This window comes from Streptomyces sp. NBC_01428 (assembly GCF_036231965.1).
Taxonomy (GTDB): domain Bacteria; phylum Actinomycetota; class Actinomycetes; order Streptomycetales; family Streptomycetaceae; genus Streptomyces.
On the sequence record NZ_CP109499.1, the window covers coordinates 8,688,655 to 8,713,435 of the forward strand.

Genomic DNA, 24,781 nt, shown 5'->3' on the forward strand with positions numbered 1-24,781 from the left:
GCGTCCGATGCCGGACCGAAGAGCCCGGCCGCCAGGGCGTGTTGAGCATGACACCAAGCTTTTCTGAGTACGGGTACTCAAGGCACGGCGGGCCCTCGACGGCGAAGGTGGGGGCATACCAAGTGACGGGAGATCACCGTGAACATGCCTCGCACGAACCGATCCGCAACCCCCTTCCGCGCCGGAAGGATGCGCGTCGTCGCCGCCGCTGCCCTCGCGGGCGCGGCAGCAGCCACGGTCCTCACCGGGTGCGCCGGCTTCGGGTACCAGGAGAACATCTGCGGCAACGGCGAGTATCCCGCCTTGTCGGTGGGCGGCACCGGGTCCGCCTGCTTCTCGGACAAGGAGGAGCCGTCGGACGGCTACGCGCGGTACCCCGCGGGCAAGGTGCCGCAGCAGGTCGACGACAAGTGGGACGTGTACTGGCGTACCCACACACTCGACAAGGACGGAAAGGTCATCGCCGCACCGGACGAAAACTGAACGGGTACGGCCTGATGCCCACGGCCGATCCGTGACTCGGAACGTCGGACGCGGAGCCTCGTGCCTACGGCGTGCCGAGCGGGATCCGGATGGTGAGCAGGGCGACGTCGTCGTCGTTGTCGGTCGGACGGGTGCGTTCGAGCAGCCGGTCGGTGAAGGAGTTCAGGGGCCGGTGGGCGAGCGCCGCGGCGTGCCGGCGCAGGCGTTGCAGGCCGGTGTCCAGCAGTTCTCCACGGGTCTCGATGAGCCCGTCGGTGTAGAAGACGAGCGTCGATCCCGGCGGCAGGGTCGCCTCCGCGTCGTGGCGCGGGCGGTCGGTGCCTGTGCCGAGGAGGAGCCCGTTGCCCTCGTGGAGGTAGCGCGTCACGCCGTCGTAGTCGACGAGCAGGGGTGGCGGGTGGCCCGCGCTGGTCCAGCGCAGGATCCAGTGTCCGGCGGGGTCGCAGGCGAGGCGGGCCAGGATGAGCGTCGCCATGCGGACATCGGTGATGTGCCTCATCGCCTGGTCGAGGTGCTGCACGGTGCGGTGCGGGGGGTTGTCCTGCGACCAGGTGTAGGCGCGGAGCATGTTCCGCAGTTGCGCCATGCCGGCGGCCGCCTCCAGGTCGTGGCCGACCACGTCGCCGATGACCAGGGCCGTGTCCCCGGCCGGGAGCGGGAAGGCGTCGTACCAGTCGCCGCCCACGTGCGAGGCGTCCGGGGCCGGCAGATAGCGAGTGGTCATCTCCACCCCCGACAGCTTCGGAAGCTGAGGCAGCAGATAGCGCTGCATGGTGGCGGCGATCTGGCGTTGACGCTGGTAGTGGCGCGCGTTCTCCAGGGCGATGCCGATCCGGCGGGCTATGTCCTCGACAAGGGCCAGATCGCCGGTGGTGAACGCCTCGTCGCGTCGGGTGCGCCCCAATGTGAGGGCACCGACCACCTCGTGCGGGCCGCGGATGGGAGCGATGGCCGCGGTCTGGATCCCGGTCGTCTCGAACAGCCTGCGCTGCTCGACCGCGATACCGGTGTCGGGGGGCCCGTCATAGGTCTCGGGACCCGCGAGAGCGGATGCCGCACCTCGCAGGGCCGCGGACAAGGGCATGGGGGAGGAGGCGGGGATCGGGGGCATGGGGCCCTGCAGGTCCTCGCGGGTACGCAGTACGGAGTCCTCGGCCTGGACGACCAGCGATCGCGTCACCTCGTCCCCCTCGGCGATGAGGTCGATGACGGCCCAGTCCGCGAGCCGCGGAAGCATCAGTTCCACCACCCGGCGCAGGGCACCGTGCACGTCGACGTTGGAGATCAGCTGAGCGGTGGTGTCCGCCAGCAGGGCCAGACGCTCACCCTCGGACAGAGCCCGGGGTGACGGTGCGGGCCGTGCCGCGTCGGGCTCGGACTCCTCGGCGGGATGGAAGGCCACCAGGGCGACCACGCCTCGGTCGTTGGCTTCGCAGGGCAGGGAGAACCACTGCCCCGGCAGGAGGGTGCCGTCGCCGCGGGGGTACCAGTTGCGGCCCGACCGCAGTGCCTGCCGGTCCGTCTGTCGGTCCGCCTGCCGGTCCGGCTGTTTACGGAGCCCGCCGTTCTCCCGCGGGACCGGACGCCCCAGCGCGTCCCGGTGCAGCAGATCGTGGGAGTCGTACCCGATCACGTCGTCGGCGCCGAGAAGGAGGAGATCGAGAGCGCGCGCGTTGACCCAGACGATCCGACCGGAGTCCCCGACGGCGTAGACGCCCGCACGGGCGTGCTCGAGAGCCGCGCTGACGCCCAGCTGATCGATGACCGTCGTCGGTGCCGTTGAGCGGTCCGTCATCATGGCTCCTCGCATGACAGGGGGCTTTGCCCGCCCGTCCGTTCGGGTCCCGGACAGGGCCTGGGCAGGCAGCGTGATCAGGAGAAACCGCCCCACGGTCGCCCTGGCTGCCGTACCTGCTGACCACGTCAGAGGGAACGAACAGTGCCGGGGCTGTCGGGACGGATTCCCTGAGGAGGCCGCTCTTGTCCGAACCGCCGATCGCCGTCGGCCACGAGAGCCGAAGTCCCCCTTTTCTAGCACGCGTTTACGGACCTGATGCGCCCGGAAACGAGCAAGGTGGGTCCGGGACCGCGTCGTGCCCGCGGTTCGACCGTGCGGGCCGGGTCGGACCGCGCGCTCCCTGGCCCTCTCTTCGTGAGGACGGTCCGGTTCCGTGTCGGTGGGCCGTGGCACGATCACCGGCATGGCATACGTCGACGAGCGGAACGTGACCGGGCTGGCGAGCGAGTACGGCGTTCCAGCCGACGTGGCAACGGAGTTGGCGGGGCTGCTGAGGCCGTGTGTCCTCCTGGTGAGGAAGGCCGATCTGCCCGATGCGGACCGGGAGGACGTCCTGCCGGCCGGACTGACCGGCGGCCTGCCTCCGCTACCCGGGGGTGAGGACGATGACGGGGGCGGCCCGGCGGATCCCTTCGTGCTGGCCGTCGACTGCGCGGCCCTGCCCCGCGACTTCCTCGACATCGAAATTCCCTCGGACGGGCAGCTGTTGTTCTTCACGACATTCGAGTACGAACCGGAGGATTCCACGGTTCTCCACGTCCCCGCCGACGGATCGACCGAGGAGCGACCGTCGCCGGAAAACGTGGGTGGCGGTCCGAGGACCGTCGTGTACGAACCGCATCTTTTGTATCCCGTGCCGGGGCTGACCATCGACCACGACTGGCGCAGACGTGACCTTGTGCGGACCTTCTTGGACGGTGCTGGTGGAAGCGACGGGGACGACCTCGGAGCGGGCGCCGAGGTGCTGGACCGTTTCGTGGAGGCGCTGGTGAACAGCGCCCACGCCGGTACCCCGCCCCACTCCGTGGCGCAGATCGGCGGATTCTCGGACCAGTGGCAGGTCCCTCCCGACCAGGACGGTCTGGTGCTCCTGGCCCAGATATCCGGGAACGGCGTCGACCACGGCCTGTTCACCCTGAACCTGGTGGTCGGCACGCGCCAGGACATCGCCGCCGGACGCTGGGAGAACCTTCACTTCGAGCAGCAGTGCTGATGTGACCTGTGGCGCCGCTGTCCCGCCTGTCGTCACGCGTCCTTTCCGGACTCCGCCGGCGTCTCTTCGGCCGCGATCTGAGCGCGCTCCTCCTTGATCTCGCGGCCGAGGAAATAGTTGAGCGCCGTTCGAATGGCCGCGATCGCGGCCAGTTGGCCGATCTCGCGAAAGGTCGGGGAGATGGCCGTCCGCAAGATGTCGGAGGCGAGCTGGAACTCCAGACCCAGGAGCAGGAAGCGACCCAGGGTGAGACGCACGGACACGAAGATCTCGGCCTTGCGTTCCCGCAGTCCCACCGTGACCAGGCGGGAGAACGCGACGACCGCGCCGACGAAGATGATGATGGCGCCGCCCGCCTCCACCAGGCGCACCAACATGTCGACTCCGGTCCGCAGACCGGACTCGGGCAGCAGGTCACCGATGCTGAAGATCACGGCAGTCGACCCGTCCTCCCTGGCTCCTTTGTCAGGCTAGGCGCTCGTCCTCACCCGCGCCCCGGCATGGACCCCCTGATCGGGACGAAGGGGCCGGATGGGTGACGCGGGCGCCGGACGCCTCGACGGGGCCCACGCGGCGTGGCCGCTCAGCGGGCCATGCCGAGGGGTGCCGTACCCGCGGCCCGGGATGCGAGGACCGTCCGGCCGTGCTCCGTGGTCGGGAAGCGGTCCAGCATGGCCCGTAGCTCGCGGGCTCCGACATTGGCGCCGAACGGCTCCGTGCCCGGTTGCAGTCGTACGCCCTCGGAGAGCGGGCCGGCGTCCACGGGGTCGAAGCCCACGGCGTCCACAAGATGCGCGACGGTGGCCAGGTCGTCCGTGTCGTCGCCGGCGAGCGCGATCGCCTTGCGGCCGGGTGTTCCGGCGGGCAGGGCTCCGTCCTCGAGGTCGTGGTATCCCATGTGGTTGAACGCCTTGATCACGCGTGAGTCGGGCAAGAACGCCTGCACGATCTCGCTGGTGGAGACCGCCGGGTCCGTGAGGTCCCGCCGGAGGCCATCGACTTCCCACCAGTAGTTCATCGCGTCGATGACCAGCTTCCCCCGCAAGGCCTGGACAGGGAGACTGCGATATTTGCCGAGGGGGACCGCCAGGACCACGGCGTCCGCCCCGGACGCGGCATCCTCCGCGACGACAGCGAGGGCACCGGGGGCGAGCACCTCGACAGTGAGAGCGATGTCCTCGACCGCGCCGGAGCCCGCGATCAGCACGCGGTGGCCGGCGGCGAGAGCCAGCCGCGCCAGTACGGTCCCTACTTTTCCGGCGCCCAGAATGCCGATCGTGCGCAGGTCCTCGGTGTTCATCGTTCCTCTCTCCTTCGGTCAGCCGGCCAGGGATGTCGCGTTCGGTCAGCCGGCGAGGATGTCGCGGACCATGGGGATCACCTTCGTGCCGTACAGCTCCACCGCGCGCAGCCGGGCACTGATCGGCTGCGCCCCCGCGGTGTAGATGAGGTCGAAGCGGCCCACGCCGAGTTCGTCCACGGCGCGGGCGATCTTGCGCGCGACCGTCTCCGGTGCCCCGATGTACAGCGAGCCGTGCTCGATCTCGGCTTCGAACTCCGCGCGGCGGATCGGCGGCCAGCCGCGGAGCGCGCCGATACGGTCGCGGATGATCCGGTAGCTGGGCCAGTACACCTCGCGGGCCTCCTCGTCGGTGTCGGCCACGAACCCCGGTGAGTGCATGCCCACCGGGTGTGCGGTGGTGCCGAACTGCGCGGCGGCTCTCCGGTAGAGGTCGATGTAGGGCGCGAAGCGTGTGGGAGAGCCGCCGATGACCGCGAGCATCAGGGGAAGGCCGTAGCGGGCGGTCCGGACGACCGACGGGGGAGATCCGCCGACACCGACCCAGGTGGGGAGGTGACCGGATTCGGTCGGAGGGAAGACCTCGGCCGCTTCGAGGGGAGCCCGAAGAGTGCCCGCCCAGGTGACGGGCTTCTCGTCGAGCAGTCGCACGAAGAGCTCGATCTTCTCTTCGAACAACTTGTCGTAGTCGCTCAGGTCGTAGCCGAAGAGGGGGAACGACTCCGTGAAGGACCCTCGCCCCAGGATCACCTCGGCTCGGCCGTTGGAGAGGGCGTCGACGGTCGCGAAGCGCTGGAAGACCCGGACGGGGTCGTCGGAGCTGAGGACCGTCACGCCGGAGGACAACCGCAGGCGCCGGGTACGCGTCGCGATGCCGGCGAGCACCGTTTCCGGTGTGGAGACCGCGTACTCGGGGCGATGGTGCTCGCCCACCGCGAGGACGTCGATGCCGATCTCGTCGGCCAGAACCGCCTCGTCGACGAGCTGCCGGATCGCCCGGGCATGGGAGACCTGCGCACCGGAGTCGTCGACCGGGACGTCGCCGAACGTGTCGAGGCCGAAGTCGAGATCAGACATGACGGGACTCCTTCGTGAGCAGTTCTCGCACACGTGGGGCGACTTCGCTGCCCAGCAGTTCGATGCTGCGGGCGCGGGCCTCACGGGGGAGATGCATGATGTCGTACTTGAGGTCGAAGCGGCTCAGGTTCAGGTCACGGGCCGTCGTGGCGATCTTGCGGGCGACCGTGTCCGGAGAACCCACGAACAGCGCACCGTGGTCGATCTCCTCGCGATAGACGTCCCAGGTCGGCGGATAGAAGCCGCGCTCCCGCGCGAGACCTGCCACCACCGGTTTCCAGTACTCCCACCAGGTCTCGGCGGCCTCCTCGTCGGTGTCCGCCACGAATCCCAGGGAGTGCTGGCCGATCGGCCGGGCGCCGTGCCCGGCCTGCCGCAGAGCACGCTGGTACAGATCGACGTGACGGGCGAAGCGCTGCGGGCGTCCACCGATGACGGCCAGCATGAGGGGGAGGCCGTAACGGGCGGCCCGGACAACGGAGTTGGGACTTCCCCCCACTCCGATCCAGGTGGGAATCCCGCCCGCGCGCATCCGGGGGCGCAGGCGCTGCTCGGACAGCGGTGCGCGAAAGGCGCCGGACCATGTCACCGAGTCCTCCCGCTGGAGCCGCATGAGGAGTTCGAGCTTCTCCTCGAAGAGCTCTTCGTAGTCGCTCACGTCGTAACCGAACAGAGGGAACGAGTCCGTCGCCGAGGCGCGGCCCACGACGAGCTGGGCGCGGCCGTTCGAGACCGCGTCGAGCGTGGAGAAGTCGTGGAAGAGACGCACCGGGTCGTTGGTGCTCAGTACGGTCACCGACGTCCCGAGGCGAATGCGCCGGGTCGCGGAGGCGATGGCGGAGAGCAGCACCGGAGCCGCGGTGTCGACGTGGCCGGGTCGGTAGTGCTCGCCGACGCTGAAGACATCCAGCCCCACGGCCTCGGCGTGCCGCGCCTCCTCGACGAGCAGTCGGACGGTCTCGCCGTCGTCGAGGACGCGGCCGGCGTCCGTCGCGACCTCCCCGAACGAATTCAGACCGAAGGTGAATGGCGCTGCCGTCATGGCGTCCTCCTCCGATGGTTCCCGGAGGGCGGGCCACCTGAAAGATGCGGGAGTAGCATGTGCTTGATTCAGCAAGTATCACTCGACATGATTGACACGTCAAACAAAGAGGCGACCAGTGGTGAGTGAACGGCGGAGCCTGTATCCCGACGCCGAGGAGCTACGGGTCTGGCGCGACTTCGTCGAAACCGCGCAGGCACTCCATGACGAGCTGGCCGCCCGGCTGCAGCAGGAGTGTTCCTTGTCGCCGGGCGACTACGCGGTGCTGCTGGCGCTCAGCGAAGCCGCCGCTCGCAGGCTGCGGTCGTCCGAGCTGGCGCAGACCATGGGATGGGAGCGCAGCAGGCTGTCGCATCACCTGGGACGGATGGAGCGCCGCGGGCTGATTCGCCGGGACAGGTGTGCGACCGACAGCCGGGGTGCGGAGGTGGTGCTCACCGCCGAAGGCGCCGACGCGTTCCGGGCGGCCCTGCTGCCGCACCTGCGAGCGATCCGCGAGGTCTTCGTCGACGCGCTGAGTCCGGAGCGGATCGCGGCCGTCGGTGACGCCATGGCCGCGTTGCGCACCGCGCGGGGGATCCACCGGCACTGACCTGGAACGGCCCCGGCTCCGGCCACGCAGGTGAAGCGGTCCGGTGGGCGACCGGTTTTCACCGCGCCTCATGCGTACGTCGATGAACTCGACAAAGCGATGGCGACAGCGAAGCCTTGGCGACTGCGACTGCGACTGCGACTGCGACTGCGACTGCGCAGCGATGGCGACGCGGCCACCTCGAACGGGTCGATCGGCGCCCGTCCCGCCCCTCAGCCGGAGACGGGCGCGGTCTCCTTCTTGCGGGCGCGGTACGCGGCCGCCTTGATCTTGTTGCCGCAGGACTCCATGCCGCACCACTGTCGGCGCATCCCGCGTGAGCGATCGATGTACGTCCGTGTGCACTCGGGGTTGCCGCACTCCTTGAGCAGGGGCACGTCCGGCCCGCTCAGCAACTCGATCGAGAGCCGCGCCACCGTGGACAGCGCTTCGTCGGGGGTCGCCGCCGTCCAGCGCCCGGAGGGGGCGAGCTGGGGCACGGCCGGCGACTTGCGGGCGGCGCTGTTGACCACGGCGAGAGCCCCGTGCCCGAAGTCCTCACCGAGCCGCCGCGCTGTGACCAGCTCGTAGATCGCCTCACGGAGGGCCTTCGCCTGCTCCACGTCGACGCTCTGAACAGGGGAGACGGCATCGACGACGCCGCTCTCCGTGTACCAGGCGTCCAGTCTGTCCGGCGTCGCGAACATCTCGAACCGCGCCGATCGCCGGGCGCGCAGGGTCGCGGCGAAGTCGAGGGCCGGATTCCCGCAGACGAAGACGTGGTCGAGGTTCACATCACTAGTCTGGCAGGTGACTGTAGTGACTGCCAAGGCATGCCGGTGGAGGCCGACGCGCGGAAGGGTGCGTCGGCCTCGCAGCTCATACCTGGCCGGCCGGCGGTGGCCGTCTCGGTCCGTCAGGCGGCCCGCAGGGGAGCGAGAGCGTCGGCCCACGCCACGACCTGGTCCAGGGTGGTGACGAGTGTGTCCCGCTGGATGTCGGCCGGTGTGAAGGTGGAGAAGTTCTCGAAGTCGGTGAACAGTGAGAGGGCCACCTGCGAGCGGACGTCGGCCAGTTGCAGCTCGCCCGCTATGCCGCGCAGGTGCTCCACGGCACGGGTGCCGCCGACGCCGCCGTAGCTGACGAAGCCCACGGACTTGTTGTTCCACTCGGCGTAGAGGAAGTCGATGGCGTTCTTCAGGGCGCCCGGCACCGTGCGGTTGTACTCGGGGGTGACGATGACGTAGCCGTCGAAGGACGCGATCGCCTCGGCCCATGCCTGGGTGTGCGGCTGGGTGTAGTTGCCCATCGACGGCGGGTAGGCCTCGTCCAGAAGGGGCAGCTTGTAGTCCAGCAGGTCGACGAGCTCGAACTCGGCGTCGGTGCGCTCGGTGGCGATTTCGTGCACCCAGCGGGCGACGGCCTCGGCGTTGCGACCCGGCCGGGTGCTGCCGATGATGATTCCGATCTTGGTCACGGGAAGACCCTTTCGTGCAGACAGCAGCGGCTGATCGACACACCGCCCTAAGTACTTGCTTAGCGAAGTATGCAAGACAGTGATTGACGGGTCAAGTAAATGTCGCGGTCTGCTGCGGGGCGGCACGTGGGCTCAGAGGTGGTCCACGTCGACGACGGCCCGGGCGAAGGCGGCGGGCGCCTCCTGCGGCACGTTGTGGCCGATGCCGGTCAGCGTCCGATGGTCGTACGGGCCCGTGAAGCGGTCGCGGTAGGCGGCGCCGTCCCCCGGTGCGGTGAACGGATCACGCTCGGGGTCGATGGTGACGGTCGGCACAGTGATGACGGGGCGCGTGGCGAGGGCCTTCTCGTAGCGGTCGTAACGGGGTTCGCCTTCCGCGAGGCCGAGCCGCCAGCGGTAGTTGTGGATCACGATGGCCGCGTAGTCGGGGTTCTCGAAGGCGGTGGCCGTCCGCTCGAACGTGGCGTCGTCGAAGGCCCAGGTCGGAGACACCGTCTCCCAGACGAGTCGGCAGAGGTCGTGCCGGTCGCCCTTGTCCTCCATGGCCAGGCGGCCCCGCTCGGTGCTGAAGTAGTACTGGTACCACCAGGCGTACTCCGCCCGGGGTGTCAGCGGCTTCTTCTGGGCCTCGACGTTCGTGATGAGGTAACCGCTCACGGACACCAGGGCTTTGACGCGCTCGGGCCACAGGGCGGCGATGATGTCCGCGGTCCGAGAGCCCCAGTCGAATCCCGCGAGCAGGGCACGTTCGATCTTGAGGGCGTCCAGCAGGGCGATGACGTCCAGCGCCACTGCCGACTGCTGGGCGTTGCGGAACGTGCGGGAGGACAGGAAGCGCGTCGTCCCGTGCCCACGCAGGTAGGGAACGATGACCCGGTAGCCCTGGGCGGCGAGCAGGGGAGCGACGTCCACGAAGCTGTGGATGTCGTAGGGCCAGCCGTGCAGGCACACGACCACGGGGCCGTGTGCGGGGCCGACCTCGGCGTAACCGACGTCCAGCAGGCCCGCCTTGATCTGCTTCAGCTGCCCGAACGAGGTGTGCGGGCCCGGGGTGGTCGCGGGCGCGGTCGGCGCCGCGGGACCACCCCCGTCGCGGCCGGTGGTCGAGGCGTTCGCGCTGTTCTGAGAACCGGCCAGGGCGGCCGCGGTGGCGCCGGTCCCGATGCCGACCGCCTTGTTGAACGTACGCCTGTTGAGCATGGGAGTCCTCCGGGTGCGGTTCCTGAGTTCGACGTGCTCGTCGCAGGGGCTGTCGGTGGGGGCGTGGGGTGCCGCTGCGCGTGTGACCTGACCGTGCCACAGGCGACGTCACCGGTCAAGCAGGTGACGGCGATCGCCCGTTGCCGTCACCCCTCATGGGCGTCGCCACGTCCGCGTCTTCGAACGCGGCCGGCGCGTCGGCCGCATTCGGGCACCCCCCCGGAGAGGGCCGGGATCCCTTTTTCGCTCCCGAGCCGGGAATCCGCCCTCCGTCCGCCGGGACAACATCCCCCGGCTGCGGACAAGTTGAGTGGAGACGCGTCGGATCGAATTCGTTCGGCAACCGCAATTCCACGCTGCGTGTGCGGATTCGGGGCCTCGTCGGCATGCGCTGGGCCATGGCCGTACCTAGGCTGGAATGCGTCTAAATCCCCCGGGCAGATTGTTCGAGGGCGAGGAGGCGGACGGTTATGGCGAAGGTACTTTTCATCGTGAGCGGTGCCACGTATTGGGTGTTGAAGGACGGAACCCGCTACGCGACCGGTTACTGGGCCGAGGAATTCGCGATGCCCTACAAGGCGATCACGGAGGCCGGGCACGAGGTCGTGGTCGCGACGCCCGGCGGCGTGACACCGAATGTCGACATGATGAGCCTCCGGCCCTCCATGGCCGGCGGTGAGGACGGAGCCCTGGAGCTGGAGGAGATCATTCGTTCAGCGGAGGTGATGCGTCGGCCACTGAAGCTGTCGGACGTCCGGCTCGAGGACTACGACGCGGTCTACCTGCCGGGTGGGCACGGTCCGATGTCGGATCTGGCCTTCGACGCCGACGCCGGCCGTCTGCTGACGGCCCAACTCGCCTCGGGCAACCCGCTGGCGATCGTGTGTCACGCCCCCGCGTCCCTCCTGGCCACCCGGATCCACGGCGTGTCTCCCTTCAAGGGCTACCGGGTCACCGGATTCACCAACGAGGAGGAAGAAGGGGTCGGCCTGGCCTCCCGGGCGCCCTGGCTGCTGGAGGACGACCTGAAGGAGAAGGTGGGCGTCGACTACAGCCGCGGTCCGATCTGGGAGCCGTACATGGTCGAGGACCGCAACCTCGTCACCGGGCAGAATCCGCACTCGGCAGCCGTCCTGGCCGACCGGCTGCTCGAAATCCTCAAGTGAGTACGTCGTAGGGTGCCCGCGCGACGCGGCGCGTGAGGCCGGTCGGGTTGAGACGTCAACTGCCCCGCGCCGAACGGCTGTCCACGGTGGACGGCGCCCCTCACAGCGGCGCGATGCGCTGCAGCACCTCCGTGGCGGCGGCGATGTCGCAACCCTCCAGGCGCGAGAACACGTGGTGCCGCACACTCGCGAGGTTCGTCGGCCACGCGGCCTTCAGCTGGGTCCACCCGGCATCGGTGAGAGCGGCGAGCCAGGACCGGCCGTCGTCCGGAGACTTCTCGCGCACGACCAGGGACCGGGCCTGCAGCCGGTTCACCACCCGCGTCATGCCGCTCAGCGACATCCCGCACATGTTGGCGAGTTCACTCATCCGCATCTGGTTGTGCGGCGCCTCGGAAAGGTGCACCAGAACGAGGTACTCGGTGCTCGAGATGGTGTGCTCATCCAGCATGTCGGCGTCGACGACCCGGGGGAGCAGAGCCATCACGCGGCCCAGGGCCCGCAGGAACGCCTCCTCGTCGCGGTCGAGGGGTTCGATGTGCATCACGTCCGGCATGGCCACAGTCTAGATCTCCGGCGCGCGGGGCCCGCGCGGTGTCCGCGACGCGGTGAGGGGCCGAACCCACCGGGCTCGGCCCCTCACTGTGTGGACTCTGATCAGTTCCCGTCTTCCCAGTGGTGGGACACCGGTGTCGCCGTCACGTCGTTCGCGTAGACGAGTACGACCCGGTGGTTGTACTGGATGGTGTACATCTTCCTGGCGCCGAGGACGACGGTGCCGCTGCTCTTGAAGTAGTCGTCGGTGACGACCGGAGGCTGCGTCGCGACGTACGCCTGGCCTGCTGGGACGGTGTACATGCTCAGCGCGGACTGCGTCGACGGGCTCAGGCCGGCCGGGTACTCGGAGGCGTCCGGGTAGCTCTGCCCGTACACGGCCACCGAGGTGGCGCCTGCCGGGCGGATCAGCTTCACGCCGTAGGTGATCTTGGCGTTCACGCCTGCCGGGTTGTAGAACCACACCTTGGCGCCGCTGAACCAGATCGCGGTCCAGTCGCCCTGCACGTCGGCGACGACGAACTGCTGCCCGGACTGGGCGGTGCCGCCCCAGTCGCTGATGCGGTTCGTGCCGTCGCCGCTCCCGTGGATCGCCTGGTCGCCGAAGAGCGGGGCGGTCGCGTCCGGAGCCTTGCGGAGATAGACGAAGTTCGACGCCTGCTGCCTGTCCGTGCACGGCGTCGAGGGGTCCAGCGGATCGTCGCCCGGGCAGACCCGCACGGTCTGTACGTTGTCGGCGAACGTCGGGTCGACGGTCACGACCTGGCCCACGTCGGGGACGCGATACACACCGCTGTACGCGTGACCGAGCAGCGTCATGAAGTGGTCCCAGTCCCAGGCGTTGCCCGGGTCCCAGTGCATGCCGGAGACGTACGCGTCGGCAGGACCGGCAACGTTGTCATGGCCGATGATGTGCTGACGGTCGAGGGGAATGTCGAACCGCTCCGCCAGGTACCGGACCAGAGCGGCCGTGGACTCGTACTGGGCCTCGGTGTACCAGGTGGCGCCGTTCGCGGCGTATCCCTCGTGCTCGATGCCGAGAGAGTGCATGTTCGTGGAGTAGTTGCCCGCGTGGAAGGCGATGTCCTTGGTGGGGACCATCTGGGTCACCGCGCCGTCGGACGACCGCATCACGTAGTTGGTCGCCGCGTTCTTGGTCGGGGAAGCCAGGTCCCTGACGCCGGCGTCGTACGTCGACTCCAGGTCGTGGATGACGATGGTGTCGATCCGGATGCCGTTCGCCGGCCGGTCGGACACCTGGAGACCCACCGGGGAGCCGGGCACGAACGTGCACACCACGCTCGCCGGACACTCGGTGTCCGCCGTGTCCGCCGAATTCAGGTGCAGCCGGTCCACCTGCGCGGCCGCGGGGCGAACCGAGTCGGTGGCGCCGAGGCGGACGCGCTGGCCGTCCTGCGTCACGCGGGAGGCGCCCTTGCGGAGGGTGCCGAAGACGCGGTCCGCGAAGACCACCGCGGCCTGTCGCTGCGTCGACTGGCTGTAACGGGCCACAGCGCCATACCACTTGGACGGGTCCGTCGGCGTGCCGCCGGCGACCCTCTTCTCGTACGAGGCGAGGAGGGCCGCGCCGCCTCGGATGTTCGCCCCGGGGTCCGTGCGCAGGGTGTCCGGGGACAGTCCCGTCAGCTTCGCGGCGGACTGCACCGTGTGGAGGGCCGGCTTCGAGGCCAGGGAGGCAAGGTCCTCGCGTCCGGCGGCGCCGGAGCCACCGCCGGCCATCATGGCCGGGGTGACGTCGGTGAGGTGCATGGGTCCGAAGCCGCCATCGGTGCTGTGCCGCGCACCGTGGGACTCCCACGCCGACTCCTGGTAGGCGACGCCGAGCAGAACGTCGAGGGGAACGTCGAACTCCGCGGCGGCGGAGGCGAAGTCCTGCTGCCGGGTGGTGGCGGCGGGGCCGCTCCGGCTGTCGGCGAACGCGATGGACTGCGGCGCGGCCAGGCCGCTTGCGGCCAGTGCGCCGGCCGCCACCACGACGGGGAGCCGCAGTCGTCTGTTCCTCTTGTGCAAGACGAATTTCCTTACGTGGGGTTCGAGTGACAGGTCACGCGATGAGCCGCAACCGGACTGCCTGGAGGCACGGTTGCGTTCCTGGTCGGAACCCGAGGTGATGCACCCTCAAGTCCGGTGACGAGGTGAACCACGGGGGCACGCCTCGCCGTAGCGGACGCGGCGTTCGGCAGCCGCCCTCCGGATGCACAGGTACCTTATGGGACCGAGCCGGCACGGTCACACCCACCCTGCGTTCGTCCCGGCAACCGTGGTCAACTGGCAGGCCCGTCCCGCACTGTTATCAGATGTTGGCCCAATTCGCTCCGGAATCACGGCAGATGGGTACTGCTTCGACGATTCCCGCAGTCGGCGCCGGTCGCGTTGGATTCCTCCTCCGGGCATCGCCTGCGCAGACCAAGAGGTGCGGGCGGTCAACGTGAGCAATGCGCCGCTCAAGGGGTTCGCGCAGCCGGAGGCGACGAGGAACGCGCTGCCCTCCTCGCCTTCGGCGGGCGCCGCACGTCACCGGTGCCCGTTGCGCGACGGACGGAGACGCACGCCATGGGTGGATCTCCAGTGCGTCACTCCCTTGACAGGTGACGAGTGACGGTTCAGTGTTATGGCCATCCAGGACGCCGACGGAGTCGGTTCATCGGCCGGCCCCGGCGGCAGCAAGGGAGAGGACAGCAGCGTGGACACTGAGAGTGCGATGGACGCGGCGGCGGCGCGGCAGGCCCGGTTCGGCAAACTCCCCGAGCGCATCGGCTTCGACCGGATGGTCCAGGAGCAGGCGGCGAACGGCCCGAGCGTCGCCTCCTACAACCCTGAAGCCTCCTGGAACCAGTTCTCCTGTCTCGCTCTGGACCTTGGGCTGTGACCTGATCCGACCTGAGCGGATCGCAGCGCCACCCGACGCGTTCGCGGTGAGTGACGTGGGCGCGGCCTCTTCGCGGTAGGTGAGCGCCGTTGAAACGCAGGAACTCCGAACGCGATGTGTTCGTCAGTCGGAGTTCTTCGGTCCGGCGGAGTTCTTCGACCTGGAGGAGACGCGAAGCTCCGGGCGCTGCGCGAGGCTGTACAGCACCGCCCGCTGCTGCTTGTGCCGCTGGACGCGGCCCTTCGCCACCAGTGACTCGAGGGTGTTGCGGACGACCTGAGGGGTCGGACTGCGGTCCGGATGCTTCGCCAGGAGTTCTTCCCGCACTTCTTTGGCGAGGCGCGGCTCGTCGTGGCCGGCGAGAAGCTCCAGCAGAACACTCCCGAGCAGGGACCGACGCGGCGTCCCCTTGGTGTCGGACACCGCCGAGGACGCCTGGTCCGGCACGGACGTCTGGTCGGGTACGGGTGACGGGTCCGGCAGGCCCTCGTACCGCTCGGCCAGCCTCAGGATGTCCATCAGCATCGCTTCTTCCTGCCGCAACGCCGAGATCCTGCTGGTCAGTTCCCTCTGGAGGCGGCGGTTCTCCTCCAGGTCCGACGCGGCCTGCTCGACATACCGCGACCGGAGGGTGGCGGCCGGCCGGGTGGTCACAACCGTTCACTCCTTCATGTCCATGGATGACGTTGCGCATACTACTCGTGCATACATCGATGCAACTTGACTGAGCAATTAGGTCCGGACTCCGCTCCGAGGGGAGCGGGTGGCCGAGTGGCGATCCGTGAAGCCATGGCTAGGGTTGTCGTATGGCCAGGAACGATGGGAATCAGGGCGCTGCGGACGGGTGGGAAGACCGGGTTCGTACGGCCTCCACGTCGTCCGACCCCGAGGTGGTCCGGAGTCTGGTGCGTGACGTCTACCGCACCGCGCAGGACGAACTGGACGCGCAGCGGGCTCAGGCGGAGTTCGAGCGCGAGGAGTGAGTACGTCCCGACGCCGAGCAGGGTGAGGACTGAGGGACTCCGACACCGAGCGGGCTGCGGCCTGCTCAGGTGCTTGCGCTCACGGGCTCGGCGCCGGGTGGGTCGAGCGGAGCTTCTACTCCGCGGCGTCGTGCTGGTCCTGGCCGTCCCGGTGCAGTAGGTGGCCCGCGACCGTGTTGACCACGGCCACCAGAGGCACGGCCACCACCGCGCCCCCGATCCCGGCGATCAGACCCCCGGCGGCCACCGAGAGAATGACGCCGAGGGGGTGGACGCGCACCGCTCGCCCCAGGATGAACGGCTGCAGGACGTGCCCTTCCAACTGCTGAACGCCGAGGACGATGAGAAGGACCAGGAGGGCGGTGAACACGCCCTGGGTGACGAAGGCGACGATCACGGCCAAGGCTCCTGAGGCGACCGCGCCGACCAGCGGGACGAACGCGGCAGCGAAGACGACGACCGCCAGGGGCACCGCCAGAGGGACGCCGAGGATGTAGATCCCCAGCCCGATGCAGACGGCGTCGATGAAGGCGACGATGACCGTGCCGTGCACGTACGCGGTGAGCGTGTGCCAGGCCGGAGGGCCGGCGCCGTCGATCGCGGAGCGGGCGGATGCCGGGGCGAACTTGAGCGCCCATTTCCAGATGCGCGGTCCGTCGTAGAGCAGGAACAGCGTCGAGAACACCGTCAGCAGGACCCCGGTCAGGAGTTCCGCGAGGACCGTGACTCCGTGCAGGCCCGCGGCGGTGAGCTGATCGCTGCTGGACCCGATGCTGTCGCCCAGCTTGTCGGAGATGTGGTCGAGCCGGGCCTCGGTGATGTGGAACGGGCTCTTGAGGAGCCAGTGCTTGAGGTCGTCGACGCCGCTCTGCAGTTGATCCGTGAGGTCGTCCACGTTGTCCATCACCTGCCAGACGACGAACCATCCGACCAGGCCCAGGAGGACGAACCCGCAGAGGGCCGTCGCAACGGTCGCGAGCCCTTTCGGTACCCGATGCTTTTGGAGACGGGCCACCGTGGGCTGAAGGAGCGCGGTGATCAGGAGAGCTGCCGCGAAGGACAGCACGATCAGGTGGACGGCGCCGATGACGCGGATCAGCACCCACAGGATGGCCGCCAGGACGAGCAGACGCCATCCCACTTCCGCTCCGACCCGAATGCCCCACGGAACGACGGAGACGGGTTCGGGGCGGCCGGACGCGGACGGCGCAGCCACCGCGGGCGGAGAAGGCGGCGGGGGAGGCGTGGACGGCGGGGCGTCCGCCACCACCTGATCGGCGTCGAAATGCTCCGGCCTCTTTCTGAACCGCACAGGCCGCACCTGTCTGTCGGAAGGGACACGCCATACCTGCGGGAGTGCCGCCGCTGTGGGCGGAATGCTCCGACTGCCGATACGGATACGAATTCAATACCAATGATCAACTGAAGGGCCCCATTCCGGAGTGCGCAGGCCATGGGATCACCTTGATGGGTCAAGTGTGCCGACGACGCCGGAGCCGGGCGCTCGCGGCCGGCCGTTCGAGGTTGCCGGAGCGCTTCCGCCGACGGGAACAGTTAGCCTTTCTTGTGTGACTGACGAGCATCAGGATGTGTTCGAGCGCGGTACGGACGGACCCCGGGTCGTTCTCGCGGGCGTCGACGGGTCCGAATCCTCGTGGCGGGCCGCGGCCTATGCCGCGGGCCTCGCACGCAGACAGAATTCGACTCTCGCTCTGGTCTACATTCAGCCCTACATGGCGGCGAGCGTCGCCGCCGGCGTGAACGCCGCCGCGTTGACCGAGGAACTGGCCGAAGAGGTCGCGGGCGAAATCAGGAAAGCGACCGAGAATCTGCAGGCTCTCGGAGGGGTCCGATGGGCCTTCCACACGTTCCGGGACGATCCCTACAACGGGCTCGTGACGGCAGCCCGTGATCTGAAGGCCGACACGGTCGTGGTCGGCGCCTCCGAGTCCGCCGGGCACAGACTCATCGGCTCCATGGCCGTCCGCCTGGTCAAGCGCGGCCTCTGGCCCGTCACCGTGGTTCCGTGACCATCGACCTGCCCCTCGTGTGCAGGCCGTGAGCAAGGCTGCGGCCTTTGTGGTGCCTCCGGCGTCAGGCGGGTGAAGGGCGCCGGCGACAGGCATGGCGGGGGACGGGTCAAGGAAGGACCGCTTGATGACGAACCTCGGCCTGCCCACCGAAATCCAGGCGTGCCTGTTTGATCTCGACGGTGTGATCACGCGTACCGCCGGTCTGCACGCGGCGGCGTGGAAGGACATGTTCGACGAGTTCCTGAAAGCCCGGTTCGGTCAGGAATTCCGTCCCTTCGATCAGGCCGACTACGACCGATACGTCGACGGTCGGCCCCGCGCGGACGGGGTGCGGACCTTCCTCGCCTCGCGCGGCGTGGAACTGCCCGAGGGCACGCCGAGCGACCCGGCGGACGCGGACACGGTCCGGCGCCTCGCGGAACGCAAGAACGAACTGCTGCTCGCACGGATCCGCCAGGACGGCGTCCAGGCCTACGACGACTCCCTCGACTACGTCAGAGCCGTCCGCGGCGTCCCCCTGCGGACCGCGGTCGTCTCCTCCAGCAAGAACTGCCAGGCGATGCTGAGGGCGATCGGTGCGGAGGAACTGTTCGAGGTACGCATCGACGGGACGGTCGCCGAGGCGCGGGGCCTGCCGGGAAAACCCGCGCCGGACACCTTCCTGGCCGCCGCCCACGAGCTGGGGGTCGCTCCTGCGGCCTGCGCGGTGTTCGAGGACGCGCTCGCGGGGATGGAGGCCGGTCGGTCGGGCCACTTCGGCTACGTCGTCGGAGTCGACCGAGCCGACCAGGCGGCCGACCTGCGGTCGCACGGCGCCGACACCGTGGTCGAGGGACTGGGCGCCCTGAGGGAGACGCGATGATCACACACCCCGCGTACACCGTCGATCCGTGGTCCCTCCACGAGCGCGGCCTGCAGCTCGACATGCTCGCGCAGAGCGAATCCGTCTTCGCCCTGTCGAACGGCCACATCGGATGGCGCGGCAACCTCGACGAAGGGGAACCGCACGGCCTGCCCGGCTCCTACCTGAACGGGGTCCACGAGCTGCGGCCCCTGCCGTACGCGGAGGCCGGGTACGGGTATCCCGAGTCCGGCCAGTCGGTCATCAACGTCACCAACGGGAAGATCATCCGGCTGCTCGTCGACGACGAACCCTTCGACCTGAGGTACGGCACCGTGCGCTCCCACGAGCGCACGCTCGACCTGCGCTCCGGACTGCTGCACCGCGTCTGCGAGTGGACCTCTCCATCGGGGCACACCGTCCGGGTGAGGTCCACGCGACTGGTGGCCTTCTCCGAGCGGGCCATCGCTGCCATCCGCTTCGAGGTGGAGGCCGTGGACGCCGAGGTACGTCTCGTCCTCCAGTCCGAACTCGTCGCCAACGAGGCGCTGCCGCAGGGCTCCGGCGACCCCAGGGCCACATCGGCGATCACAGCACCACTCGTCGCGGAGGAGGACTTCGCCGCCGGGATGCGGCTGCGCCTCGTCCACACGACCGAGCGCAGTCGCCTGCGGGTCGCCGCCGCGGCCGACCACCTCGTCGAAGGACCCGCCGAGACACAGACGTCGAGCGAGAGCGACGCCGACGTCAGCCGGCTCACCGTCACCTCGCGGGTCGCGCCCGGCCAGTCACTGCGGCTGACCAAGTTCGTCTCCTACGGATGGTCGGCGGAGCGGTCCCTGCCGAGCGTGCGCGACCAGGTGGACGCCGCCCTCGCCGGTGCGCGCAGCACGGGCTGGGAGCAGCTCCTCGCGCAACAGCGTTCGTACCTCGACGGCTTCTGGGAACACGCTGACGTCGAGGTCGACGGCGACCCGCAGATCCAGCAGGCCGTCCGCTTCGGACTCTTCCACGCGCTTCAGGCGGGAGCCAGGGGCGAGGGCCGCGCCATCCCGGCGAAGGGCCTGACCGGCTCCGGCTACGACGGGCACTGCTTCTGGGACACGGAGGCGTTCGTCCTGCCCGTGCTCACCTACACACATCCCGAAGCCGTGGCCGACGTCCTGCGCTGGCGACAGAACACCCTCCCCGCGGCCCGTGACCGCGCCCTCCAACTCGGCCTGCGAGGCGCCACGTTCCCCTGGCGAACAGTGACCGGCTCCGAGTGTTCGGCCTACTGGCCCGCAGGCACCGCCGCCTTCCACATCAACGCGGACGTCGCGGACGCGGTGACCACCTACGTGTCCGCCACCGGCGACGAGGACTTCGCCCGCGACACCGGCGTCGAGATCCTGGTGGAGACCGCCCGCCTGTGGTCCTCCCTCGGCCAGACCGACGCCGACGGGACGTTCCACATCGACGGTGTGACCGGACCCGACGAATACAGCGCCCTGGTCGACGACAACGTCTTCACCAACCTGATGGCACGCTCCAATCTGAGGACCGCCGTCGCCGCCGTCCAGCGCTACCCGGAGCAGGCCGCCGCGCTCGGCGTCAGCGCGGAGGAGACAACTGCCTGGCGCCTGGCGGCCGATCGGACGCACATCCCCTACAACGCCGACCTCGACGTCCACGAACAGCATGCCGGGTTCACCCGGCACGAGAAGTGGGACTTCGCAGAAACGCGGGCGGACCAGTACCCGCTTCTTCTGCACTACCCGTACTTCGATCTCTATCGCAAGCAAGTGGTGAAACAGGCAGACCTCGTTCTCGCCATGTACAAGTGCGGAGACCTGTTCAGCGACCAGGAGAAGAGGCGCAACTTCGCCTACTACGAGGCGCTCACCGTCCGCGACTCGTCCCTCTCGGCCTGTTGTCAGGCCATCATGGCGGCCGAAGTCGGACACGTGGACCTCGCCTACGCCTATCTCGGCGAAGCGGCCCTCATGGATCTCGACGACCTTGAGAACAACACACGCGACGGGCTCCACATCGCCTCGCTCGCGGGCTCCTGGCTCGCCCTGGTCGCCGGCTTCGGCGGCATGCGGCAGAAGGGGGCGACGCTCACCTTCGCGCCGCGCCTGCCCGGCCAGTTGAGCCGTCTGGCGTTCAAGGTCCAGACCCGAGGGCGCTGTCTTCGCGTGGAGATCGACTCCTCCGCCGTCACCTACACCCTCACATCGGGGGAGCCGTTGGCCATCGTCCACGACGGAACGCAGCTCACGGTCTCCACCACCCGCTCCCAGCGCATGCCGCTCGTGGCCCACGCCCCCGAACCCGCCCCCGAGCAACCTGAAGGCCGCCGCCCCGCACAACGCCCCTGAGCCCGGCATCGGTCGGAACGACGCCGGGCTCGACACCGGGACGGGGTGGCGTCGTGGCCGCCCCGGGCCGACGCGGCTACCGGAATTCATTCGCAGTGCATCGGCCTTCAGGCCGGTGGTGAAGCGAATCTGATGGTGGCGACGCGGAGCGTCGCGGATTCAGGGCCGGCGGAGCCGGATACCGCAAGGGCTTTGCCTGGGGTGCGGAGCGTCGCGAGGGCTGGTCCCGGCGGTGCTGGGTGGTGCTCACACCGGCCGGTTTTGCTGTTCGATGTACTGCTTGACCACGCTGAGCGGGGCGCCGCCGACGGTTCCGGCGAAGGAGGAGGCGGACCACAGCTTGTTGGCCCTCCAGTAGTGGCGTGCCAGGTCGGGGAACTCCTGGCGAAGGCGGCGGGAGGAGACGCCCTTGAGGGAGTTGACCAGTTTGCTCACGGCGACCTTGGGCGGAAAGTTCACCAGCAGGTGGACGTGGTTGTTCTCGCCGTTGAACTCCACCAGGTCACACTCGAAGTTTGTACGCCCCGACCGCATGATCTCTTCCATACGCTTCACGTGGGCATCGGTGAACACCATGTGCCAGAACTTTGAAGCGAAGCCATGTGGACGTGCATCACGAAAGCGGATTCTGGGCTTCGGCTATAGCCCAAGTGTGTAGCGTGATGGTTGTGCAGCTTCGGTACTCCTTCCGCCTGTACCCGGACACCAGCCAACAGGAAGCGTTGGCGAGGGCGTTCGGGTGCGCCCGTGTCGTGTTCAACGATGCGGTCCGCGCCCGTGAAGAGGCTCGTAAAGCCGAGCAGTCGTTCCCGACGGGTGCAGAGTTGTCGAAGAGGCTGATTACCGAGGCGAAGCGGACGGTGGAGCGGTCGTGGCTGGGTGAGGTTTCTGCGGTGGTGCTTCAGCAGTCTCTGCGGGACGTCGAGAGGGCGTATCGCAACTTCTTCGCCTCCCTCAAGGGCAATCGCAAAGGCCCCCGCATCGGGCGTCCTCGCTTCAAGTCCCGAAAAGACGCCCGGCAGTCGATCCGGTTCACCGCCAACGCCCGCTGGAACATCACCGACAACGGGCGCCTGAGTCTGCCGAAAGTCGGTGCGGTGAAGGTGAAGTGGTCCCGCACGCTGCCCACCACGCCGTCCTCCGCCACCGTGATCAAGGACGCGGCCGGGCGGTACTTCGCCTCCTTCGTCATCGACACCGACCCCGCTGCCGACGCGACCCGGATGCCTGAAACCGACCGCACCATCGGCATCGACCTCGGCCTCACCCACTTCGCGGTCCTCTCCGACGGCACGAAAATCGACTCCCCGCGCTTTTTGCGGCGCGCGGAGAAGAAGCTGAAGAAGACCCAGCGGGAACTGTCCCGCAAACAGAAAGGTTCGAAGAACCGGGCCAAGGCCCGCCTGAAGGTCGCCCGCGCCCACGCCACAGTTGCTGACGCACGCCGTGAGTTCCATCATCAGCTCTCCACACAGTTGATCTCCGAGAACCAAGGGATCGCCGTGGAGGACTTGTCGGTGGCGGGACTGGCCCGCACCAGACTGGCCAAGAGTGTGCACGACGCCGGATGGGCATCGTTCATCAGCATGCTGGAATACAAAGCAGACCGGTACGGACGGACCCTGGTCACGATCGGCCGGTTCACGCCGACCTCCCAGACCTGCTCGACCTGCGGCGTCAAGGACGGGCCCAAGCCTCTCAATGTCCGGGAGTGGACGTGTGCCGCCTGCGGCACCGTCCACGACCGGGACATCAATGCCGCTATCAACGTGAAGACGGCCGCCGGACTGGCGGTATCAGCCTGTGGAGCGCCGGTAAGACCAGGAGCAATCCCGGCACAGCGCGAAGAAACAGGAAACCACGGATTCCCGACCCAAGCCCGTGCCGCCGCGTAGCGGCACAGCAACGATCGAGAAGGCCAGAATCCTCGGGCTTCAGCCCGAGGAGCAAGTCAATTCGCGTGCAGCAGGTCCTCCACCTGGTGCCGGATGTCCTCCGTGGCCAGGCCGCGGATGGTCAGGGTGGTACGGCGGCGCAGCACGTCGTCGGCCGTCTCGGCCCACTCGTTGTCGCGCGCGTAGACGACCTGCGCCCAGATCTCCGGGGCGTCCGGGTGGATGCGCTCGGCGAGTTCGGGGTTCTCGTTCGCGAGGCGGGCGATGTCGAAGGCCAGCGAGCCGTAGTGGGTGGACAGGTGCCGCGCGGTGTCGGCGGCCATACGGGGGCCGTCCGCAGGGTGGTCGATGAGGAGGCGGTGTGCGACGGCGCGCGGGTTGGCGATGCCGGGCAGCGGCATCTTCTTCGGCAGCTCGGAGACCGGCTCGATGCCCTCGCCCAGCGGATGGCCCGGCAGCGTCTCCAGCTTCTTGAGCACCGTCCGGCCGATGTGCCGGAAGGTGGTCCACTTGCCGCCCGCGACGGACAGCATGCCGCCGCGGCCCTCGGTGACGACCGTCTCCCGCTTGGCCTTGGAGGTGTCGCCGGGACCGCCCGGCAGCACCCGCAGCCCGGCGTACGCATAAGTGATGAGGTCTCGGGACAGTTGTTCGTCCCGCACGGACAGAGCCGCTTCGTCGAGGATCTGTGCCGTGTCCTTCTCGGTGACCCCGACGTCGCCCGGGTCGCCCTCGTACTCCTCGTCGGTGGTGCCGAGCAGGAGCATGTCCTCCCAGGGGAGGGCGAAGGTGATGCGGTACTTGTCGATCGGGGTGGCGAGCGCGGCCTTCCACGGTGCGGTCCGCTTGAGGACCAGGTGCGCGCCCTTGGACAGCCGGATGGAGGGAGCGGCGTTCGGGTCCTCCAGCTTGCGCAGGTGGTCGACCCACGGCCCGGTCGCGTTCAGCACCAGACGGGCGTCCACACCGAACTCGTCCCCGGAGCGCTGATCCCTGAGTTCCGCTCCCGTCACCCGGCCGTTCGTGAAGCGCAGCCCGGTGACCTCGGCGTAGTTGAGGACGGAGGCTCCGGACTCGACGGCGGCGCGGAGGGTCATCAGGGCGAGCCGGGAGTCGTTCATCTGGTCGTCGCCGTACACGGCGACGGCCTTGAGGTTGTCGGTGCGCAGCTCGGGCACGCTCTCCGCGGCCTTGGCGGGGCTGAGCAGGTGGCCGACGCCGTCGCCGAACGCGGAGAGGGCGGAGTAGGCGAAGACGCCCGCTCCGAGCTTCGCCGCGCCGTGCGGCCCGCCCTTGTACACGGGGAGGTAGAAGGTGAGCGGGTTCGCCAGGTGGGGGGCCACCTGACGGGAGACCGCACGGCGCTCGAAGTGGTTCTCCGCCACCAGCTTCACCGCGCCGGTCTGCAGGTAGCGCAGACCGCCGTGCAGAAGCTTGGAGGAGGCGGAGGAGGTGGCGCCGGCGAAGTCACCGGCGTCGACCAGGGCCACCCGCAACCCGGACTGCGCGGCGTGCCAGGCGGTCGAGATGCCCAGGATGCCGCCGCCGATCACGAGAAGGTCGTACGTCGCCCTGGAAAGCTGCTCCCGGGTCTCGGCACGGCTCGGATTGGGAGCGTAGGTCAGGTGCGTCCCCAGGGCGGGCAGACGTGCTTCGGACGAGTCGTTCACCGATATCTCCTTCTGCCGCTTGGCAACCCGAAATGCTGGGGGACGCCCATGAGAAAGCGAGATGTCGAATCAGCCGGATGAAATCCGACGTTCGTCATTCATTGTAATTGGACCTTCACACGGCTGCCTGTACAGGAAGTGATCGGAAGGCCCTGGTCGGCCGCCGACCAGGGCCTTTGCCGTGTCCTGATCCGAGGGCCTTTCGTCCACCGGGACGGCGATCG

The 24,781-nt window shown here is 68.8% G+C and carries 24 protein-coding genes; 10 read left to right on the top strand and 14 right to left on the bottom strand.

Going from position 1 to position 24,781, the window contains the following annotated elements:
• The first annotated feature begins 144 nt into the window (after positions 1-144).
• Positions 145-483 (top strand): SCO0607 family lipoprotein, encoded by a 339-nt coding sequence (locus OG406_RS37870; RefSeq protein WP_239154719.1) that lies wholly within the window; start codon positions 145-147, stop codon positions 481-483.
• Positions 484-547: 64 nt separating this feature from the next.
• On the opposite strand, the gene OG406_RS37875 is transcribed toward OG406_RS37870, so the two are convergent.
• Positions 548-2,278: a PP2C family protein-serine/threonine phosphatase gene (locus OG406_RS37875; protein WP_267051949.1), complete on the bottom strand. Its 1,731-nt coding sequence runs from the start codon at positions 2,276-2,278 to the stop codon at positions 548-550.
• Between the two features lie 406 nt (positions 2,279-2,684).
• On the opposite strand from OG406_RS37875, the gene OG406_RS37880 reads away from it, so the two are divergent.
• Positions 2,685-3,494 (top strand): DUF1963 domain-containing protein, encoded by an 810-nt coding sequence (locus tag OG406_RS37880; protein WP_267051950.1) that lies wholly within the window; start codon positions 2,685-2,687, stop codon positions 3,492-3,494.
• Positions 3,495-3,526: 32 nt separating this feature from the next.
• Here the strand turns inward: OG406_RS37880 and OG406_RS37885 are convergent, their stop codons facing one another.
• The 4 genes from OG406_RS37885 to OG406_RS37900 form a co-directional block, all read right to left on the bottom strand.
• Positions 3,527-3,871: a DUF1622 domain-containing protein gene (locus OG406_RS37885; protein ID WP_164369898.1), complete on the bottom strand. Its 345-nt coding sequence runs from the start codon at positions 3,869-3,871 to the stop codon at positions 3,527-3,529.
• Positions 3,872-4,077: 206 nt separating this feature from the next.
• Positions 4,078-4,794, bottom strand: a complete 717-nt coding sequence (locus OG406_RS37890) for an NADPH-dependent F420 reductase (protein WP_267051951.1) — start codon at positions 4,792-4,794, stop codon at positions 4,078-4,080.
• A 45-nt stretch (positions 4,795-4,839) separates the two neighbouring features.
• Positions 4,840-5,871: an LLM class flavin-dependent oxidoreductase gene (locus tag OG406_RS37895; protein ID WP_267051952.1), complete on the bottom strand. Its 1,032-nt coding sequence runs from the start codon at positions 5,869-5,871 to the stop codon at positions 4,840-4,842.
• A complete protein-coding gene (locus OG406_RS37900; protein ID WP_267051953.1) occupies positions 5,864-6,913 on the bottom strand; it encodes an LLM class flavin-dependent oxidoreductase in 1,050 nt (349 codons plus the stop codon). Before OG406_RS37900 ends, OG406_RS37895 begins: the two co-directional genes overlap by 8 nt.
• Positions 6,914-7,034: 121 nt before the next feature.
• On the opposite strand from OG406_RS37900, the gene OG406_RS37905 reads away from it, so the two are divergent.
• On the top strand, positions 7,035-7,505 hold the full coding sequence (locus OG406_RS37905) for a MarR family winged helix-turn-helix transcriptional regulator (protein ID WP_266852760.1): 471 nt from the start codon (positions 7,035-7,037) through the stop codon (positions 7,503-7,505).
• A 212-nt stretch (positions 7,506-7,717) separates the two neighbouring features.
• On the opposite strand, the gene OG406_RS37910 is transcribed toward OG406_RS37905, so the two are convergent.
• The 3 genes from OG406_RS37910 to OG406_RS37920 all read right to left on the bottom strand — a co-directional run bounded on the left by OG406_RS37910 (position 7,718) and on the right by OG406_RS37920 (position 10,161).
• Positions 7,718-8,278, bottom strand: a complete 561-nt coding sequence (locus OG406_RS37910; protein WP_267051954.1) for a CGNR zinc finger domain-containing protein — start codon at positions 8,276-8,278, stop codon at positions 7,718-7,720.
• Between the two features lie 122 nt (positions 8,279-8,400).
• Entirely contained in the window at positions 8,401-8,961 is a 561-nt protein-coding gene (locus OG406_RS37915) for an NADPH-dependent FMN reductase (RefSeq protein WP_164369759.1), read from the bottom strand.
• A gap of 132 nt (positions 8,962-9,093) precedes the next feature.
• A complete protein-coding gene (locus OG406_RS37920; RefSeq protein ID WP_329190300.1) occupies positions 9,094-10,161 on the bottom strand; it encodes an alpha/beta fold hydrolase in 1,068 nt (355 codons plus the stop codon).
• A gap of 470 nt (positions 10,162-10,631) precedes the next feature.
• On the opposite strand from OG406_RS37920, the gene OG406_RS37925 reads away from it, so the two are divergent.
• Entirely contained in the window at positions 10,632-11,327 is a 696-nt protein-coding gene (locus OG406_RS37925; RefSeq protein ID WP_081222344.1) for a type 1 glutamine amidotransferase domain-containing protein, read from the top strand.
• Positions 11,328-11,427: 100 nt separating this feature from the next.
• Here OG406_RS37925 and OG406_RS37930 read toward each other — a convergent pair whose 3' ends face one another.
• Positions 11,428-11,883 (bottom strand): MarR family winged helix-turn-helix transcriptional regulator, encoded by a 456-nt coding sequence (locus OG406_RS37930; RefSeq protein WP_266610131.1) that lies wholly within the window; start codon positions 11,881-11,883, stop codon positions 11,428-11,430.
• 101 nt (positions 11,884-11,984) lie between these two features.
• Positions 11,985-13,913: an N-acetylmuramoyl-L-alanine amidase gene (locus OG406_RS37935; RefSeq protein ID WP_329190303.1), complete on the bottom strand. Its 1,929-nt coding sequence runs from the start codon at positions 13,911-13,913 to the stop codon at positions 11,985-11,987.
• 673 nt (positions 13,914-14,586) lie between these two features.
• Between OG406_RS37935 and OG406_RS37940 the strand changes: the two genes are divergently transcribed.
• Entirely contained in the window at positions 14,587-14,772 is a 186-nt protein-coding gene (locus OG406_RS37940; RefSeq protein ID WP_266610127.1) for a hypothetical protein, read from the top strand.
• Between the two features lie 123 nt (positions 14,773-14,895).
• Here the strand turns inward: OG406_RS37940 and OG406_RS37945 are convergent, their stop codons facing one another.
• Positions 14,896-15,426 (bottom strand): BlaI/MecI/CopY family transcriptional regulator, encoded by a 531-nt coding sequence (locus OG406_RS37945; RefSeq protein ID WP_267051959.1) that lies wholly within the window; start codon positions 15,424-15,426, stop codon positions 14,896-14,898.
• A gap of 152 nt (positions 15,427-15,578) precedes the next feature.
• Here OG406_RS37945 and OG406_RS37950 point away from each other — a divergent pair, with 152 nt between their 5' ends.
• Positions 15,579-15,755 carry a hypothetical protein gene (locus tag OG406_RS37950; protein ID WP_164369763.1) on the top strand — a complete coding sequence of 59 codons (177 nt, stop codon included), beginning with the start codon at positions 15,579-15,581 and terminating at the stop codon, positions 15,753-15,755.
• Positions 15,756-15,870: 115 nt separating this feature from the next.
• Here the strand turns inward: OG406_RS37950 and OG406_RS37955 are convergent, their stop codons facing one another.
• A complete protein-coding gene (locus OG406_RS37955; RefSeq protein ID WP_385632164.1) occupies positions 15,871-17,067 on the bottom strand; it encodes an AI-2E family transporter in 1,197 nt (398 codons plus the stop codon).
• Between the two features lie 256 nt (positions 17,068-17,323).
• On the opposite strand from OG406_RS37955, the gene OG406_RS37960 reads away from it, so the two are divergent.
• The 3 genes from OG406_RS37960 to OG406_RS37970 all read left to right on the top strand — a co-directional run bounded on the left by OG406_RS37960 (position 17,324) and on the right by OG406_RS37970 (position 20,992).
• On the top strand, positions 17,324-17,785 hold the full coding sequence (locus OG406_RS37960) for a universal stress protein (protein WP_164369764.1): 462 nt from the start codon (positions 17,324-17,326) through the stop codon (positions 17,783-17,785).
• A gap of 127 nt (positions 17,786-17,912) precedes the next feature.
• Positions 17,913-18,650, top strand: a complete 738-nt coding sequence (locus tag OG406_RS37965; RefSeq protein ID WP_267051960.1) for an HAD family hydrolase — start codon at positions 17,913-17,915, stop codon at positions 18,648-18,650.
• Entirely contained in the window at positions 18,647-20,992 is a 2,346-nt protein-coding gene (locus OG406_RS37970) for a glycoside hydrolase family 65 protein (protein WP_267051961.1), read from the top strand. The genes OG406_RS37965 and OG406_RS37970 overlap by 4 nt, the downstream gene beginning before the upstream one ends.
• A 246-nt stretch (positions 20,993-21,238) precedes the next feature.
• Here OG406_RS37970 and tnpA read toward each other — a convergent pair whose 3' ends face one another.
• A complete protein-coding gene (gene tnpA, locus OG406_RS37975; protein WP_443067134.1) occupies positions 21,239-21,568 on the bottom strand; it encodes an IS200/IS605 family transposase in 330 nt (109 codons plus the stop codon).
• A gap of 92 nt (positions 21,569-21,660) precedes the next feature.
• On the opposite strand from tnpA, the gene OG406_RS37980 reads away from it, so the two are divergent.
• The gene (locus OG406_RS37980; protein ID WP_329190307.1) at positions 21,661-22,887 is read left to right on the top strand and encodes an RNA-guided endonuclease InsQ/TnpB family protein; all 1,227 of its coding nucleotides are present in this window, start codon (positions 21,661-21,663) and stop codon (positions 22,885-22,887) included.
• A gap of 56 nt (positions 22,888-22,943) precedes the next feature.
• Here the strand turns inward: OG406_RS37980 and OG406_RS37985 are convergent, their stop codons facing one another.
• A complete protein-coding gene (locus OG406_RS37985; RefSeq protein ID WP_266610119.1) occupies positions 22,944-24,557 on the bottom strand; it encodes a glycerol-3-phosphate dehydrogenase/oxidase in 1,614 nt (537 codons plus the stop codon).
• Positions 24,558-24,781 lie beyond the last annotated feature (224 nt).

Coding starts and splice junctions, on each gene's coding strand:
- OG406_RS37870 (WP_239154719.1), top strand. CDS start 145: ATGCCTCGCACGAACCGATCCGCAACCCCCTTCCGCGCCGGAAGGATG.
- OG406_RS37875 (WP_267051949.1), bottom strand. CDS start 2,278: ATGACGGACCGCTCAACGGCACCGACGACGGTCATCGATCAGCTGGGC.
- OG406_RS37880 (WP_267051950.1), top strand. CDS start 2,685: ATGGCATACGTCGACGAGCGGAACGTGACCGGGCTGGCGAGCGAGTAC.
- OG406_RS37885 (WP_164369898.1), bottom strand. CDS start 3,871: ATGTTGGTGCGCCTGGTGGAGGCGGGCGGCGCCATCATCATCTTCGTC.
- OG406_RS37890 (WP_267051951.1), bottom strand. CDS start 4,794: ATGAACACCGAGGACCTGCGCACGATCGGCATTCTGGGCGCCGGAAAA.
- OG406_RS37895 (WP_267051952.1), bottom strand. CDS start 5,871: ATGTCTGATCTCGACTTCGGCCTCGACACGTTCGGCGACGTCCCGGTC.
- OG406_RS37900 (WP_267051953.1), bottom strand. CDS start 6,913: ATGACGGCAGCGCCATTCACCTTCGGTCTGAATTCGTTCGGGGAGGTC.
- OG406_RS37920 (WP_329190300.1), bottom strand. CDS start 10,161: ATGCTCAACAGGCGTACGTTCAACAAGGCGGTCGGCATCGGGACCGGC.
- OG406_RS37925 (WP_081222344.1), top strand. CDS start 10,632: ATGGCGAAGGTACTTTTCATCGTGAGCGGTGCCACGTATTGGGTGTTG.
- OG406_RS37930 (WP_266610131.1), bottom strand. CDS start 11,883: ATGCCGGACGTGATGCACATCGAACCCCTCGACCGCGACGAGGAGGCG.
- OG406_RS37950 (WP_164369763.1), top strand. CDS start 15,579: ATGGCCAGGAACGATGGGAATCAGGGCGCTGCGGACGGGTGGGAAGAC.
- OG406_RS37965 (WP_267051960.1), top strand. CDS start 17,913: ATGACGAACCTCGGCCTGCCCACCGAAATCCAGGCGTGCCTGTTTGAT.
- OG406_RS37970 (WP_267051961.1), top strand. CDS start 18,647: ATGATCACACACCCCGCGTACACCGTCGATCCGTGGTCCCTCCACGAG.
- tnpA (WP_443067134.1), bottom strand. CDS start 21,568: ATGGTGTTCACCGATGCCCACGTGAAGCGTATGGAAGAGATCATGCGG.